Source organism: Actinomycetes bacterium (assembly GCA_036000965.1).
Classification (GTDB): Bacteria; Actinomycetota; CALGFH01; order CALGFH01; family CALGFH01; genus DASYUT01.
On the sequence record DASYUT010000052.1, the window covers coordinates 1 to 15,327 of the forward strand.

The window sequence follows — 15,327 nt, forward strand, 5'->3', positions numbered from 1 at the left end:
GGCCGCTCAGGGGTGGCCGGCCGCTCGACACGCGGCGCCTGCTCCGCCGTGGGCGTGGTGGCGGGAGTGGCAGCGACCGGTGGGACCGGGGTTGGCGCCTCGGTCGCCTTCCCGGGCGAACCCGGCCTGGCCTCCCCCACCTCCGCGGCGGGCGGCGCGACCGCGGCCGGCGTCTCGGCCGCAGCTCCGGTGGAAGTGGGCTCGGCCTTCCCCACCTCGGCGCTGGGTGGTGCGGTCGCCGAGGTGGGGGTCGGCCCGGCGGCCTCCGGGGCGGCCGCCGAGCCGACGCCAGGAGCAGGCGCCGTTGTTCCAGGCCGGGAAGGCTGGTCGGCAGCTTTCCGCGGTTCCCGGGCAACCGGGCCGTGGCGCGCCGACTCTGCTCCGGGAGACGCAGGCGCTGCCGGACGGGACTGGTCGGCAGCCTCGAACCAGGAAGTGGTGGGTGCCGGTGGCCGGTCGCCCTCGAGAGCCGGCTGGGTGGGAGCGAGATCCTCAGATCCTGTCGCCGTGGGAGCGGGGCCGGAGGCTTCGCGTCCCCCGCCAAGCAGGCGGCCGAAGCCGCGCGTGAAGCGGCGGACCTTGGGTCGCCGCTTCGAGGCGTCGTCGGGCGGCTCCGTGGCCGGAGCTCCGGCCGGGCTTGCAGCACCAGGCCAGCCGCCCCCGGCCGGCGGGCCGCTGGTGCCTCGGGGTGGTGAGGACCAACCCGCCGGCCGGGTATCCGTGACCGGTCGCGTCTGGCCTGGGACCGCGCGCACGGCCCCGGAGCCCGAAGGGGCGCCCGGAGTCATGGATGCACCGCTCGGAACCCCAGATGGCGCCGGGGCAGGCCGGCCCGCCGGCGGGGCAGGCCGGTCGCCGGGGGCGACCGGCGGTCCCCCGGACGCTGGCGCACCGGTGCTTGGGCGGCCGGGCCCCCCCGGCCGCTCGCCACCCCTGAGCCCGGTCGAGCCACCCCTGGGCTCGGTCGGCCCACCACCCCCAGGCCCGGCGGGCCCACCACCAGGCTCGGCCGCACCACCACCACCAGGCTCGGCCGGCTCGGGAACCCCAGGCCCGGTGGGCCCGGGAACCCCAGGCCCGGCCGGCCTAGGAACCCCAGGCCCGGCCGGACTTTCACCCATGGCGGGTCGGCGTGGGATGCCTGGGCGGGTGGGGCTGCCGGGCCGGCCGGAGCCCGGAGCGGAGGGGCCGCGGGCCGCGGGGGCTCCCGGCTCCCTACCCGGTCCGGGTGGCGCGGGGACCCTGGGCCGGGCCGGGCCTCCTGGTGACGCTCCGCTCCCGGGTCTGACCGGGGGCGGTGCGGGAGGCACCGGCGCCTGGCCACCCCGCGGTGCCGGCGACGGCGCCCTGGGTGGGCCGGCGGGCTTGGGCGGTCCGCCTCCCGATCGGGGGGGCGGAGCAGCCGGCGGCCGGCCGCCTGGCGCGGCGGCCGGAGGCGGCGCCTGGCGAGGGGCGGGTGGCTGGCCAGAGGAGGGCGCCTGGCGAGAGGCGGGCGCCTGGCCAGAGGAGGGCGCCTGGCGAGAGGCGGGTGCCTGGCCAGAGGAGGGCGCCTGGCGAGGGGCGGGTGCCTGGCGGGGCCGGTTGCTCAGGGACCTGGGCCGCCACCTCGAGGGGGGCCGAGCGGGATCGGCCGTCCTGCCGGTCAGGACGCCCCAGAGCTCCATCATCGCGAAGGGGCGCTTCACGACCGCGAGGCTCGCGTCGCGGGGCAGGTCCTTCGGGTCGTCCTTCTGCCCGAGCAGCACGATCAGCGGACCGGTGAACCGGTAGCGGACCTCGCCGATGATGGCGGAGCGGCGCGCCGGGGGCGAGTCGACCACCACGGCGTCGACGGGCCGGCCGGGGATCGACGACCAGGCGGCCGGCGAGTCCACCACGGTGACCATGTCGGCCTGGTCGAGCAGGGTCCGCAGCGCGACCGCGAGCGAGGTGTCGCGTGACAGGAGGACGACATGACGAGGCACGGGCACGTTCCTACCGGGAGAAGGCTTCTGCGATGCGCATGATGGCCGGACCGAGGATGACGACGAACAGCGCCGGGAAGATGCAGAACAGGACCGGGAACAGCACTTTGATCGGCACCTTCATGGCCCGCTCCTCCGCCAGCTGACGCCGCTTCTTGCGCATCTCCCGCGACTGGATGCGGAGCACGTTGGCCACGGAGATGCCGAAGACGTCAGCCTGCACCATTGCGAGGACGAACGTCGAGAGCTCGGGCACGGTCGACCGGTCAGCGAGGTTGCGCATGGCCTCGCTGCGGGTCCGGCCGAGCTGCACCTCCTGCAGCGTGCGGTAGAACTCGTCGGCCAGCGGGCCGGTCGTGTTCCTCGAGACGTGCGCGAGCGCCGCGTCGAACCCGAGACCAGCCTCGACGCTGATGGTGAGCAGGTCGATCGAGTCGGGCAAAGCCCGCCGGACCTGCGCCTGGCGGCGCTGGATCTTGTTCGTCAGGACGATGTTCGGCATGAAGTACCCGAGCAGGCACAGGGCGAGGAAGCCGACCACGAGCATGCCCCAGGGCAAGGGCATGCCGACCACGAGCAGCACGCCGGCCAGGGCGCCGGCGGCGAGCCCGCCGACCTTGGACGCGAGCACGCGGTCGGCGTCCCAGTCGATCGGGCTGCCGGCCATGAGCAGCTTACGCTGGATGTTCTGGCGCGCACCGACCGGCGTGAGGCGGCGCCCGAGCGCGAGCGCGGTCCGGTAGAGCGGGTACCAGACGCGGTCCCTGGCCGGCTCGGCCAGCTCGCGGTTGCGGATGTCGGTCGGCCTGAGGTCGATCGAGCGCAGCGCCCTGATCGTCCGGTAGGCCTGGCGGCGCTCGACGATCAGCGACTGGACCGAGAACAGCGCCGCGAACACGGCTCCGGCCAAGGCGACGGCGCCAGCGACGAGCACGATGGCTGACATGGCAACTACACCTCGATGTCGGTGATCTTCTTCATCCAGAGGATGCCGACGATCATCAGGACCGCGGAAGCCGACAGCATGGCCAATCCGAGAGGCGTCGTATAGAGCGGGGCCAGGAACGTAGGGTTGAACATCAGGAGCACGGCGAACATCAGGAACGGCAGGATCGACAGGATGATGCTCGAGAGCCGGCCTTCAGCAGAGAGTGCACGGATCTGGCGCTTGAGGGAATAGCGCTCCCGGATGGTCTGGGCGACGGTGTTGAGCAGCTCGGCCAGGTTGCCGCCGATCTGCCGCTGCAAGCTCACCGCCATGACCGTCCACGCGAAGTCCTGGCTGTTCATGCGCTTGGCCACACCATCGAGCGCCTCCTCGAGCGGCATCCCGAGCCGCGCCTCGGTGAGCACCCGCTGGAATTCTACCGACATCGGCTCCTCGGCCTCCTTGACGACCGTGTCGACGGCCTGAAGCAGGCTGTGCCCGGCCTGGAGGGCGCCTCCGAGGAGCTGGAGGGTGTCGGGGAGCTGCTCGTCGAACTTCGCCTGGCGGCGGCTGGCCTTGACGACGAGGAACACGAATGGCGCGAGCACCCCGATCATGACGCCGATGATGGTGATGTACAGGTTCCGGGTGAGCAGCAGGAGCAGCAGCGGCACGCCGAAGGTCGAGGCGAGCGAGATGAGCACGAACTCGGCCACCCGCAGCTTGAGGCCGGCCAGCTCGATCCGGGTGAGGAAGGCCTCCTCGAGGTTGCCCCGCTTCACCAGGGCCTCGGCCAGGTCGGTGACCCTGCCGAGCAGGTCGCTCGAGCCGAACGGGCTCGGCGGCGGGCCCTCGTCGATGGCCGGCGTGAGCGAGTACTGTGACAGGCGCTGGCGCAGCTCGCGGTAGCTCTTGCCGCTGCCGGGCGGGGTCGCCATGAGTGCGTAGGCGAGCAGGAGGATGGCCACGAACATGAGCGCCACGACCGCGTACAGCCCCTGCCTGGTCTCGAGCCTGCTCAGCCCCGGGACCGGCCGGTCCAGGGCGGCGGGCCGGGTGGTGGCCGGCGCATCGAGCAGCAGGGCGCGCCCCTCCGACGACGCCCGGAGACCGCCCGCGGCCACCGTCACGACGACCTCGCTCCCGCTCGGGGTGCCGGGCGGCACCTCGATGTCGACCACGTACTGGGAGTACAGCGCCTTGCCGAGCCTGGTGTAGAGGGCGGAGAGCTGCGCGCCCTCGGCCGAGACGAAGCGTCCCCCGGTCTGCGTGGCCAGCGAGCGGAGCGCCGCTGCCGGCGCCGTCGCGCCGTCGCTGGCCAGCCCGATCGAGTAGATGGCGACCTTGTTCCCCCTGGCGGCGTTGATCGCCTCCCTGATGGGTCGTTTGGTGGTGTCCTCGCCGTCGGACAGCAGCACGATCACGCGCTGGCCGGGCGCCTTGCCGAGCTCGCGGGCGCCGGCCACGACCGCGTCGTAGAGCGCGGTCTCGCCCTTGGCCTGGAGCCCGGCGATGCTCGCCTTGGCGGCGCCCTTGTCCTGGGTCAACCGGCTGACCAGCTGGATCTTGTCCGAGAACCGGAGCACCCCGACCCGCCCGCCGGACCGGAGCTGGTCCACGAACTGGCTGGCCGCCGCCTTGGCCAGGCCGATGTTGCCGCCTTGGTCCATGCTGCCGCTCGTGTCGATCACCAGCAGCACCGAGACCTGAGTCCTGGCCGCGTCGGGTGCGATGACCCTGGTGACCTCGGCCGGCTGGCGGGCAAGGGTGGCCGTGAACGCGCCGGCAGGGAGCTGGATGCTCTCGACGCCGGACCCGGACACCGACACGGTGACCCGCGCCGAGGTGGGGCCGTTGGGCTTGAGGTCGGTCACCGCGACCTGCAGCCCGCCCTGCTGGGCCGCGGCCGGGACGGCCCAGACGATCGGCAGCAGCAGCGCCGCCGCGGCCGGCAGGAGCAGCGCCGCCGCGGCCGGCAAGGGCAGCAGCGCCGCCGCGGCCGGTGGGGCGAGCCTCCTCATCGGCGCGTGGCCATGGGGATGATGCCCGGCTCGTGCAGGAAGAGGTCCGGGTCGAGACGGATGCCCTGGTCGAGGAGGCGGTCCACGAAGGTCGGGCGCAGGCCGGTCGGCTGGATGACGCCACGGAAGCTGCCGTTCTGGTCGATGCCGGCCCGGTAGTCGAACATGTAGAGGTCCTGCAGGGTGATGACGTCGCCCTCCATGCCGACGATCTCGGTCACGTGGGTCACCCGGCGGGTGCCGTCCTTCATCCGGGCCTGGTGCACCACCAGGTGGATGGCGGAGGAGATCTGCTCGCGGATGGCCCGCATGGGCATGTCGACCCCGGCCATGAGCACCATGGTCTCGAGCCGGGAGAGCGAGTCGCGGGGCGAGTTGGCGTGCACCGTGGTGAGGGAGCCGTCGTGGCCGGTGTTCATGGCCTGCAGCATGTCCAGGGTCTCGCCGCCGCGGACCTCGCCGACCACGATCCGGTCGGGGCGCATGCGCAGGGCGTTGCGGACCAGGTCGCGGATGCTGACCTCGCCCCGGCCCTCGATGTTGGGCGGCCGGTACTCCAGCCGCAGCCAGTGGGGCTGGCGGAGCTGCAGCTCGGCGGCGTCCTCGATGGTGATGATCCGCTCGCCGGACGGGATGTAGGACGACAGCACGTTGAGGGTGGTCGTCTTGCCGGCGCCGGTCCCGCCCGAGACGAGGATGTTGAGCCGTCCCTGGACCGCCGCGTCGAGCAGCCGCGACAGCTTGCTCGAGATGGTCCCGAACGTGATCAGGTCCTCGGTCTGGTAGGGGTCGGGCGAGAACTTCCGGACGGTCAGGTAGGGGCCGCCGCCGACGCAGAGCGGCGGGATCACCGCGTTGAGGCGCGAGCCGTCGGGCAGCCGGGCGTCGACGTAGGGCGAGCTCTCGTCGATCCGGCGCCCCACCAGGCCGACGATCTTGTCGATCACACGGCGCAGGTGGGTCTCGTCGACGAAGCGGCCCTCGGTCGGGTAGAGCCTGCCTTCGCGCTCGACGTAGATGCTGTCGGGTGCGTTGACCATGATCTCGGTGACGGTCGGGTCGCGCAGGAACGGCTCGATCGGCCCGAAGCCCAGCACGTCGTCGCCGATCTCGGCGACGACGCGCTGGCGCTCCTCCCGCGTGAGCGGGGTCTGCTCCTCCTCCATGGCCTGCGCGAGCGTCTCCTGGACCTTGACCCGGAGCTGCTCGGCGCCGAAGTTGGAGTCGTACAGGCGCGGCCCCAGGGCCTCGACCAGCGAGCGGTGCACCTTCTGGCGCAGCTCGGCGAACGGGTCGGGCCTGGCCCGATGGGGCCGGCGGCTCTCCGGCTCTTCGGGCAGGCCCGACGGCAGCACCCCGTCCGACCTGGCGCGGGCAAGCCGCTCGTGGAGTGAGGACATCGCGTCGAGCTCCTTGGCGTTCGGTCGGCCGTCGGCGGCCTGGGTGGTTCTCTAGGGTCGCGAGAAGAGCGACCGGCGCTGCTTGCCCCTGCCGGCGCGCGAGGCCCGCGGGCCGCCCGCGGAGAACTGGGCCGCGATCCGGCGGATGGAGTCGCTCACCTGGTCCTTGGGGTCCTCGAGGATGATGGGGTGGCCCTTGTTGACCGAGAGCGGCACCGAGCGGGACGAGGGGATGGTCGCGTCGACCGGCGCGCCGAGGATCTTCTCCACGTCGGCCAGGCGCAGGCCGACCCTGGAGTCGGCCCGGTTGACCACGACCCGCAGCCGGTTGCGGGGGAAGTGGAGCAGCTCCATGGTCTGCAGGGCCAGCTTGAGGTTCTTGATGCTGGGCACGTCGAGGCTGGCGAGCATGGCGATCGCGTCGGACTCGTCGAAGGCGGCGAGCACCTGGTCGGAGAAGGCGGCCGGGGTGTCGATGACGACGTAGTCGAAGTCGGTGCGCAGCGTCTGGAGGATCGACGAGACCGCCTGCGGGCTGATCGTGTCGGCCACCGTCGGCTCGGTCGGCGCCAGCAGCGCCCAGATCCCCTGCCGGTGGTGGGTGAGCAGCGACTTCAGCGCCATCGTGTCGAGGCCGTTGGTGCTGGCGGCGTCCTGGATCGTGTGGGCCGGGAAGAGCTGCAGCATGATGGCGACGTCGCCGAAGTGCAGGTCGAGGTCGACCAGGGCCACCTCGCCACCCGTGGCTGCCAGCGCGAAGGCGAGGTTGGTGGCCAGGAAGGTCTTGCCGCAGCCGCCCTTGGAGCTGAACACGGTGATGACCTTGCCGGGCGGTTCGGCGCCGCCCGCCTCGGCGCCGGCGGGCACGCCGCCGGCCAGCCGGCCGCGCAGCGCCCGCGCGATCTCCAGGGCGCGGGCAGCCGCCGCACGCACCGCGTCCTCGTCCCCCGGCTCGGTGATCACGTCCTTGACCCCGTACCGCAGCGCGGCCCGGAACAGGTCGGAGGAGTCGTGGTACCGGATGAGCAGGACCGACACGTCGGGCGCACCCTGCTGGGTCATGCCGGCGAGGGCGAGGGCGTCCTTGTCGTCGAGGTCCGGCCCGATGATCATGCCGAGCACGTCGCGACCCTCGGCGGCGAGGGCGGCCATGGCCTCGTCAGGGCTGGCGGTGCGGATGACCCGGTCGGTCAGCCCGGCCAGGGTGCTGGCCAGCCAGGTCGCGTACCCGTCCTCTGACTCGGCGATGATGATGGCCATGGCGATGCTCCTACTGCTTGCTGCGCTCGGCTCGGGTCAGTCCTCGCTGCGCTCGGCTCGGGTCAGTTGAACAGGTTGCCGACGTTCCTCGCTTCACCCGGCGGCGGGGCCGTCCCACCCGGCGGGACCAGGGTGAGGTAGATCCGGCCGTTCTCGGCGGCGAAGACCACCCGGGGCACGTCCCTGTCGCGCACCTCGAGGGTGAGCGTCGACAGGTTGCCGTTCCGGTTGGCCTGCTGGCCCGTCCCGGTTCCCTGCTGGATGGTGGTGGTGCCCACGGCGAGGACCTTGAGGTTGGGCAGCAGGAGCTTGCTCTTGACGCCGTCGGCCTGGCTGATGGTCACGTAGACGTTGACGCGGTTGTTGACGCTGACGAGCCCGGACACCTGCCTGGTCGCGTCGACCTGGATCGACACGGCCTGGTGGCCCGCCTTGATGGTGAGCAGGTTCTGCCCCTCGATCTCCTCCTGGTTCACCCATCTGCTCTCGAGGAGCAGCTCGCCCTGCATGATGTCGACCGCGGCCACCCGGCCGGACAGCTGGTTGAGGGACCGGACCGCGTCCTTGGCGACGAGCCGGCGCGGGTAGTCGGCGGGCCTGAACTTGGCCGCGCGGAACGCCGCGTCGAGGCTCTCCCCCTGCTTGATCTCCTGGGCGGCCACCCAGACCTGGACAGGCGCCTGCTCGTTGATCGCTCGCCGGTCGGCGCTGTTGGCGTAGATCACCAGCGCCATCGCTGCGACGATGGCGAGGACGATGGCGACGACGATGGCCAGGAGTCTGTTCTGCATCTCGGTTGCTCTCCTGCCGGGAGGCGAGCCGCCCGGCCCACTCGGTCAGGGGGTCATGGAGGACCTTGCGGCTGCTGGATCCTTGGCCGCCTGACCGGACCTGCTGATACCGAGTCGGTGCCCGCGGGATGCAGGAAGGCGGTGGTGCCGTGGTGACGCCCTGGTGCGTGCCGTGCACGCCGGGCCGCGTCGAGGCCGGGGGGCGTCACGTGCAGGCTCCCGGCGTGGGCAGGGGTAGGACGGAGACCTGCTCGATCCGCATCTCCGCCCTGGCCTGGCCGGTGGAGAAGCTCGATGGCAGGGGGACGAAGGGGATGACGATGTCCACCGGGTAGCTGAACTCCACGGTGAGGGTGCCGCCGACGTTGTTGGTGCTGGTGACGTTGCAACCGGTGAGCCCGCTGGTGCCGGAACGGTCCTGGACGATCGTCCAGAACGACTCGCCGCTGCTGTTCACGTTCGTCCAGTCCTGGATGCCGACGATCGCGAGCCGGGCGCCCTCGCGGGCGGCGTTGGTCGCCTGGATCTTGTTGTTGAACGCGATGCCGAACTGGATGAAGCCGAACAGCAGGGTGACGAGCAGGGGAAGCAGGATGGCGAACTCCACGGCGGCGACGCCACGCTCGCCCTCCCGCCCCTCGCCGGCCCGCCTCATGCCGCTCGTGCTCCTCTCACCCGCACCGGGAGACGGACGAGGATCGCACTCTCGTCCCCCCAGGACCAAACCGGCTCACGGGCATGTCGCGGGCGCGTTGTCCACGCACGACGCGGTGGTCGAGAACCGCTGCTGGATCTGGGTGAACAGGAAGAAGAACCCGACAACCAGGAGCAGCGCGACCACCGCCACCATGAGCGCGTACTCCACCGCCGTGATGCCCTGCTCGCGAGCTTCCAGCTCGCGAAGCAGACCACGGATGTACAGAAGGCTCGTACTGACATGGACGAACATGGGGACCGGGACCTTTCGTCGGTAAATCACTGCCCAGCAGCCGACAGGATGGGCGCCAGTCCTTCCGGGCCAGGCCGGGATGCGGCGCCCGACAGCGCCGCATCCGCCTGCGTCGCTACGCCGGTGCCGGCAGGGCGCCCGTCCTGCCGACACCGCTCGCGTTCAGCAGCCGGTGGTCACACCCGGCGAGTTGCTGACGCAGCTTCCGACCGAGCTGAACTTCGTCGAGATCCTGGTGAACAGGAAGAAGAACCCCACAACGAGGAGCAGCGCGACCACCGCCACCATGAGCGCGTACTCCACCGCCGTGATGCCCTGCTCGCGAGCCTGCATCTCCCCGAAGCGGGCGCGGATCCACGCCTGGATCATGGACAGCTCAAGCATCTACTTCCACCTCCTTCCTACGAGGCAAGGGTGCGCCGTCCGGGGACGCGACCGCGGAACCTTGGATGCGATCCTCCGTCGAGGTGCGGGAGCCCGGCCGGGCTTGGGGAAGATCCGGCCGGTTCGCGGAGGTCGGCGAGGGTGAACCTAGAGATGGCCGGGGCGGCTGCCCACCCCGACAAGTGCACACCGGGAATGGGTAGAACTACGGAGGGCCCGGCCACTCAGCAGCCCCCACCCCGATACGCGACGCTGGCGCAGCTCTCATTACGGTCGAAGCGGTCCTGGATACTCTGGAAGAGGTAGTAGGTGCCTCCGACGAGGAGCAGCACGACGATGGCGGCCATGAGGGCGTACTCGACGGATGTGAGCCCGCGCTCGGCGGCGGAGCCTCGCGTGTGGAAACGGAGCCGGCTGCGCTCGGGACCGGTTATCAACAGCGGCTTGCTCCTCTCGGGCAGACGGCGACTCATGCCCGCGAGCAAGGTAGAGGTTGGCCGGACCGACGGCCATGAGGAGCCTCGACCAGATGGCGTATGTAGTTCTGGTTAGAACGAGAGCGCCAAACCGTCCGTGCTCTGGGTCAGGAGGGGGGCATCCCGGCGGGCCTCGCGATCCTCCACGACCCGGGCCGGGCCCTCGGCACCAGCGCCCACCTTGCCGGCCTGGTCCTGGGTGGCGACGAGCTCGTGCATGAGGTCCGCGAGCTTCGCGGACAGACGCCCGGCGGCCGCCTCCTGGCGCAGCAGGCCGAGCCCGTCCTCGGGCGAGCGTGCCGGCCGGTGCGGCCGCGGGCGCGTCACCGCCGCGTAGGTGTCGGCCACCGCGAGCAGCTGAGCGCCGAAGGGGATCTGCCTGCCGCGCAGCCCGCGTGGGTAGCCGGAGCCGTCGAGGCGCTCGTGATGGGCACGCACGGCGGCGACCGGGACGCCGACCCGGCTCAGGGGCTCCAGGATGTCGGCCGAGGTGTCGGCGTGCCCGCGCAGTACCGTGAGCGCGTCATCCTCCAGCGGGCCGCGCACTGCGAGCAGGTCGTTGGGCAGGGCGAGCAGGCCGATGTCGTGGAACAGGGCCGCCATCTCGATCCCGCGCACGCGCGCCGGCGGCCAGCCGAGCGCGGTGGCCAGGTCCCGGGTGATCGAGGCGACCCGGCGCGAGTGACCCTCCCGGCCGGGGCCGCTCGCCTCGGCGCTGCCGATCATCGTGCCGAGGATGACCTGCAGGGAGTGGGACAGGGACTCGCGGGCCAGCCGGAGGTGGTCGCGCTCCTCGGCCCGGCTGACCCGGGCGGCCGCCGTCTCGGTGCGCAGCAGGGCTTCTTCGGCCGCCTCGGTGACCGAGCGCAGGGCGGCCAGCGGGGAGCTCTGTTCCATCCGCTCGGGCCCGCGCTGCACCCGGCGCCCGCGCATCGACGAGGTCACCCGCACGATCAGGTCCTCGCTCGTGCACGGGTAGGTCAGCAGGTCGGTGACGCCCACGGCGAGCGCAGGGGTGACGTCGATGGACGCGTCCCGGCTGGCCACCCCGAGCACGGGGACGCTGGTGGGGCCCTCGGCCAGGCGGGTGAGGACCGGCGCCCAGGTGCGGATCTCGTCGATCGGCACGACCACCAGGGCTGGCCACTGCGCGTCCACGCTGCGCCTGGCCTCGATCTCCTCCTTCACCAGGGCGCAGGCCAGCCCGGCGTCGTGCAGGGCGTCACGGGCCCAGGGGCCGATCCCCTTGGCCGCATCCAGGACGAGCACGTGGGCTGGCAAGCGAATGCTCCCGGGTCGAGAGAACCGCAGCAAACGCGGTCGCCGCCGGGGCCGGCACCGAAAGCGTCCGCTGAGCGATGCTACGGCCTGCGTCCGTGTGACTCCCATGCACCGAACTGGTGAACGGGGCTACGAACTTCTGCGGAGCAGGGGGCGTCGCCCCTCTCAAGCTCTCCCTAGGATCGCGGCGCGGGTCCCGGCGGGCTACGAACTTCTGCGGAGCAGGGCGTCGCCGCAGCCGGCGACGCCCTGGCCGTCATCGGGGCGGCTCGACCAGCCGGATGCGCATCGCCTCGCGGACTGCGTCGACCCGGTTGTTGACGTGCAGCTTCCGGTAGATGTTGCCGATGTGGGTGTTGACCGTTCGCTCGGAGATCACCAGCTGGCTCGCGATCTGCCGGCTGGTGAGGCCCTCGGCGAGCAGCGCGAGGATCTCGCGCTCGCGGCCGGTCAGCAGGTAGTAGATGTCGGCCGCGGCCTTGGTCTCGTCGGCGTAGCGGTTGAACTGGTGGAGGAGCTTGCGCGCCTGGACCGGGTCGAGGAAGGAGCCACCGGCCGCGACCGCCTTGACGGCCGAGCGGATGTCGTCCAGCGTCGCCGACTTGGGCAGGTAGCCGGAGGCGCCCGCCTTGATCGCCTCGAAGATCGTCTCCTGGTCCTCGTGCACGGTGAGCACCACGACCCCGACCGAGGGGTGGTCCTGCCGGATCTGCCTGGTCGCGCTGATGCCGTCGCGCCTGGGCATGTCCACGTCCATCAGCACGACGTCCGGGAGCAGCTCGCTGACGCGCTGGATCGCCTCGTTGCCGTCGCTCGCCTCCCCGATCACCTCGACACCCTCGGCGTTGCGGCACAGCAGCACGACACCGTGGCGGGTGACCGAGTGGTCGTCGACCACCAGCACCCTGGTCACCGCGCCGTTGCGGTCGCCAGCGTCAACGGTCACCGCTGCGCCCCCTCGTAGACCGGAGCAGGGACCTCGAGCCAGAACACCGTGCCGTGCTCGTCGACCCGGCCGCCGACCGAGCCCTCGAGCACCTCGGCGTAGCTGCGGGCCAGGGTGAGGCCGAGCCCGGCCCCGGAGCCGCGCCGCTCGACCGGCTCGTCGGAACGGGTGAACGGGCGGAACAGCTGGTCGACCGCCTCGCTGGTGAGCCGGGAGCCACCGTCGTGGACCTCCCAGCGGGTACGCTCGGGTCCGACCCCGACGGTGACCGTGACCATCCCCAGGCGCGGGCCGTACTCCAGGCCGTTCTCGACCAGCGGCCGCAGCGCCATGCGGACCAGCTCCGCGTCGCCGACCACCTCGGCGTCCACGTCGCCGGCGGGCTGCACCCGGACACCCTCGGTGCCGAGGTCGTCGATCAGGGTGAGCATCAGGTCGCGGGGCCGGAACGGGCGGGCCAGGGCCTCGACACCGCCGTTGACCCGGGCGAGCAGCAGGAAGTCGCGTACGAGACCCTGCAGGCGGTCGGTCTGGGTCAGCACGAGCTGGAGGAACTGCTGCACGGTCTCGCCGTCGAGCTGGTTCCCCCGCTGCAGCAGCGTGGAGACGAACCCGCGAATGCACGCGAGCGGTGTGTTGAGCTTGTGCGCGGCGAGCCCGAACAGGTCCCTGCCGTCCTCTTCGAGACCCAGCAGCGACGGAGCCGTTGTCTGGCTCGGGGTCGTCATAGGCGCTCTTCCCTCCGCATGGGCTCGCTCACTACGTTCCGACACCGGTGGTCACTATAGGTAGGGGATTGTCATACAGACGAAGTCTGCCTTCCAAACCGGCAGCGGGGGAACTACTCGTGATGACTAATTCCGGCATAGTCGCCTTCGGTCGTGAAGCGATCAAGCCCGCGTTGTGGAAGAAGAACCTACCAGAATCGGCGTCGTCGTCGGCTTCTGGCTGCCGTTGGGTCCCGGCTCCTCGGTGACCCCGTAGATCATGTTGGGCTGGATCGACAGCTCGAAGAAGAGTTGCTGGACCCCCTTGCCGGATGTGCGGAACACCGTGGCGGGCATCGCCTTGTCGAGACCCTGCCCGTTCGGGATGCCCCACAGCTCGTACACCTTCCCGGACGGCGGGGCGGCCAGGCCCTCGACGATCAGCGCGCCCTTGTCCTGCAGCGACGAGGCGAGCACCACCACCCGGGCGCCACGCTCGACCGGGTCGCCGTCCAGCCGCACCATCTGGGTCGAGGGATCGCTGACCAGCCGGCCGACCTGCTCGAGGGCGGCGACGCGCTGCTGGTAGAGGCTGTTCTGGTTGCGCAGCGACATGTTCCAGAAGCCGAGCGCGAACAGGGCGAGGATGCCGGCGGCCACCGCGATGCGGCTGACCAGGGTCAGCCGTGTCCGCGGCCGGAGGGAGACCGCCCCGCCGGGGCGGAAGGAGACCACCCCGCGGGGGCGGGCGGTCGCGCCGACCCTGCGCCGGATCGAGGCGCGCAGGGTCGCGGGCGGCTCGACCGGCGGCACCGCGTAGGCGAGCGCCCCGGCCACCTCCTCGAGCTCGCGCACGCTGGACTCGCAGATCGCGCAGCCCTCCAGGTGGCGCTGGAAGAGGTGCTCGTCGTCGGGCTCGAGCGCTCCGAGGACGTAGCCAGCGGCGAGCTGCTCGTACTCGGCGTGGCTCATCGCCTCGTCCACGGGCGTTGCTCCTTACGGCCGGGCTCGCTCAATGCGTCCTTGAGCTTGCGCATCCCCGCCGCCATCCTCGTCTTGACGGTCCCCAAAGGGACCCCTACCAGACTCGCAACCTCGCGCTGCGTGTACCCACCAAAATAGGCGAGGAGGAGCGCTTCGCGTTGCGCGGCCGGCAGCGTGGCCAGTGCCGCGCGCACCTCGCTGCGGCGCTCGGCCGCCAGCACGTCGGCCTCCACCCCGGGCTTGGGGTCGGGCTGGAACTCGAGCGCCTCGTCGCTGGTGCGGCGCCGGCGCAGGCTCTCCTCCCGCCGGACGACGTCCACGGCGCGGTGGTGGGTCACGGACAGCAGGTACGTGGCCACAGTCCCCCGCGCGGCGTCGAACCGGTGCGCATCACGCCAGAGCGAAAGAAACACCTCTTGCACCACATCCTGGGCGAGCGTCTCATCGGCCACGATCCGGCGCGCGAGCGAGTAGGCCACCTTCCCGTAGCGGTTGTACAGAGCCTCGAGGGCTCCTGCGTCCCTCTCGGCCACGAGCGCTACCAGTTGTCCGTCTTGGAGACCTCGGTACGCCTTGGCTCCTCGCACGCGCTCAAAGATCCTTCCGACGTGGCCTTCGAGCGGCAGGGCTTGTCGGATTGCTTCGCCCTCGGAATCGCCGCTCTCGCGCTGCTCGACAGACGGGTGTGGATCGCGGTCCCTTGGCGACGCCGCAGCCAGGTCGCCGACGATCCGGGATGGACGCTAGCACCGGCGTCGAAGACCGGGCAATGGCCCGAACGCGGCAGTGGCGCGGCCATGGCATGATCGGCAGTTCCGCGGCCGTGGCATGGTCGGCAGTGGCGTGGCTGTGGCATGATCGGTTGAGCGGTCCGGAGCTGCGTTGCTATAGTGCTGCCCTCTCGCGGATGTGGCTCAGTTGGTAGAGCATCACCTTGCCAAGGTGAGGGTCGCGGGTTCGAGTCCCGTCATCCGCTCCACCCTCCGGCCCGACGCCCTCTGGGATCCCCGGGGGGCGTTTGACCGAGACGGCACGGCGGTGTGGCCGAGTGGTTAGGCAAGGGTCTGCAAAACCCTTTACCCCGGTTCAATTCCGGGCACCGCCTCCACCCACCCAGTTCGTACCGGCACCTCCCGGACCGGTATGATCGGGCAGGCAGCACGGGCGCGTAGCTCAGCGGGAGAGCGCTTCCCTGACACGGAAGAGGTCACAGGTTCAAACCCTGTCGCGCCCACC

17 protein-coding genes and 3 tRNA genes are annotated in these 15,327 nt (G+C 71.4%); 5 read left to right on the top strand and 15 right to left on the bottom strand.

What is annotated here, in order from left to right; genetic code table 11:
• A partial coding sequence (locus VG276_03600) for a cell division protein FtsZ (protein HEV8648490.1) occupies positions 1–215 on the bottom strand: 215 nt, incomplete at its 3' end.
• Positions 216–1,782: 1,567 nt separating this feature from the next.
• Here VG276_03600 and VG276_03605 point away from each other — a divergent pair.
• On the top strand, positions 1,783–1,956 hold the full coding sequence (locus VG276_03605) for a hypothetical protein (protein HEV8648491.1): 174 nt from the start codon (positions 1,783–1,785) through the stop codon (positions 1,954–1,956).
• 18 nt (positions 1,957–1,974) lie between these two features.
• On the opposite strand, the gene VG276_03610 is transcribed toward VG276_03605, so the two are convergent.
• The 14 genes from VG276_03610 to VG276_03675 all read right to left on the bottom strand — a co-directional run bounded on the left by VG276_03610 (position 1,975) and on the right by VG276_03675 (position 14,624).
• The gene (locus tag VG276_03610) at positions 1,975–2,910 is read right to left on the bottom strand and encodes a type II secretion system F family protein (protein ID HEV8648492.1); all 936 of its coding nucleotides are present in this window, start codon (positions 2,908–2,910) and stop codon (positions 1,975–1,977) included.
• Between the two features lie 5 nt (positions 2,911–2,915).
• Positions 2,916–4,913: a type II secretion system F family protein gene (locus VG276_03615; GenBank protein ID HEV8648493.1), complete on the bottom strand. Its 1,998-nt coding sequence runs from the start codon at positions 4,911–4,913 to the stop codon at positions 2,916–2,918.
• A complete protein-coding gene (locus tag VG276_03620; GenBank protein ID HEV8648494.1) occupies positions 4,910–6,313 on the bottom strand; it encodes a CpaF family protein in 1,404 nt (467 codons plus the stop codon). Before VG276_03620 ends, VG276_03615 begins: the two co-directional genes overlap by 4 nt.
• Positions 6,314–6,364: 51 nt before the next feature.
• Positions 6,365–7,573 carry a P-loop NTPase gene (locus tag VG276_03625; GenBank protein HEV8648495.1) on the bottom strand — a complete coding sequence of 403 codons (1,209 nt, stop codon included), beginning with the start codon at positions 7,571–7,573 and terminating at the stop codon, positions 6,365–6,367.
• A gap of 62 nt (positions 7,574–7,635) precedes the next feature.
• Positions 7,636–8,364 (bottom strand): Flp pilus assembly protein CpaB, encoded by a 729-nt coding sequence (cpaB, locus tag VG276_03630; protein HEV8648496.1) that lies wholly within the window; start codon positions 8,362–8,364, stop codon positions 7,636–7,638.
• Positions 8,365–8,569: 205 nt separating this feature from the next.
• On the bottom strand, positions 8,570–9,019 hold the full coding sequence (locus tag VG276_03635) for a TadE/TadG family type IV pilus assembly protein (protein ID HEV8648497.1): 450 nt from the start codon (positions 9,017–9,019) through the stop codon (positions 8,570–8,572).
• A gap of 75 nt (positions 9,020–9,094) precedes the next feature.
• Positions 9,095–9,313, bottom strand: a complete 219-nt coding sequence (locus VG276_03640; protein ID HEV8648498.1) for a Flp family type IVb pilin — start codon at positions 9,311–9,313, stop codon at positions 9,095–9,097.
• 162 nt (positions 9,314–9,475) lie between these two features.
• On the bottom strand, positions 9,476–9,697 hold the full coding sequence (locus VG276_03645) for a Flp family type IVb pilin (GenBank protein HEV8648499.1): 222 nt from the start codon (positions 9,695–9,697) through the stop codon (positions 9,476–9,478).
• A gap of 224 nt (positions 9,698–9,921) precedes the next feature.
• Entirely contained in the window at positions 9,922–10,134 is a 213-nt protein-coding gene (locus VG276_03650; protein ID HEV8648500.1) for a hypothetical protein, read from the bottom strand.
• Between the two features lie 111 nt (positions 10,135–10,245).
• A complete protein-coding gene (locus VG276_03655; GenBank protein HEV8648501.1) occupies positions 10,246–11,454 on the bottom strand; it encodes an HD domain-containing phosphohydrolase in 1,209 nt (402 codons plus the stop codon).
• A 256-nt stretch (positions 11,455–11,710) separates the two neighbouring features.
• Positions 11,711–12,400 carry a response regulator transcription factor gene (locus VG276_03660; GenBank protein ID HEV8648502.1) on the bottom strand — a complete coding sequence of 230 codons (690 nt, stop codon included), beginning with the start codon at positions 12,398–12,400 and terminating at the stop codon, positions 11,711–11,713.
• A complete protein-coding gene (locus VG276_03665; GenBank protein HEV8648503.1) occupies positions 12,397–13,128 on the bottom strand; it encodes a HAMP domain-containing sensor histidine kinase in 732 nt (243 codons plus the stop codon). The genes VG276_03660 and VG276_03665 overlap by 4 nt, the downstream gene beginning before the upstream one ends.
• 162 nt (positions 13,129–13,290) lie before the next feature.
• Complete coding sequence (locus VG276_03670) at positions 13,291–14,091, bottom strand: anti-sigma factor (GenBank protein HEV8648504.1); 801 nt, start codon at positions 14,089–14,091, stop codon at positions 13,291–13,293.
• On the bottom strand, positions 14,076–14,624 hold the full coding sequence (locus VG276_03675) for a sigma-70 family RNA polymerase sigma factor (GenBank protein ID HEV8648505.1): 549 nt from the start codon (positions 14,622–14,624) through the stop codon (positions 14,076–14,078). The genes VG276_03670 and VG276_03675 overlap by 16 nt, the downstream gene beginning before the upstream one ends.
• 12 nt (positions 14,625–14,636) lie before the next feature.
• Here VG276_03675 and VG276_03680 point away from each other — a divergent pair, with 12 nt between their 5' ends.
• From VG276_03680 to VG276_03695, 4 genes are all read left to right on the top strand, one after another.
• Entirely contained in the window at positions 14,637–14,897 is a 261-nt protein-coding gene (locus VG276_03680) for a hypothetical protein (protein ID HEV8648506.1), read from the top strand.
• A gap of 97 nt (positions 14,898–14,994) precedes the next feature.
• Positions 14,995–15,070: transfer RNA gene (locus tag VG276_03685), tRNA-Gly, on the top strand.
• 55 nt (positions 15,071–15,125) lie between these two features.
• Positions 15,126–15,199 (top strand) — tRNA-Cys (locus VG276_03690).
• 54 nt (positions 15,200–15,253) lie between these two features.
• Positions 15,254–15,325: transfer RNA gene (locus tag VG276_03695), tRNA-Val, on the top strand.
• Positions 15,326–15,327: the final 2 nt, after the last annotated feature.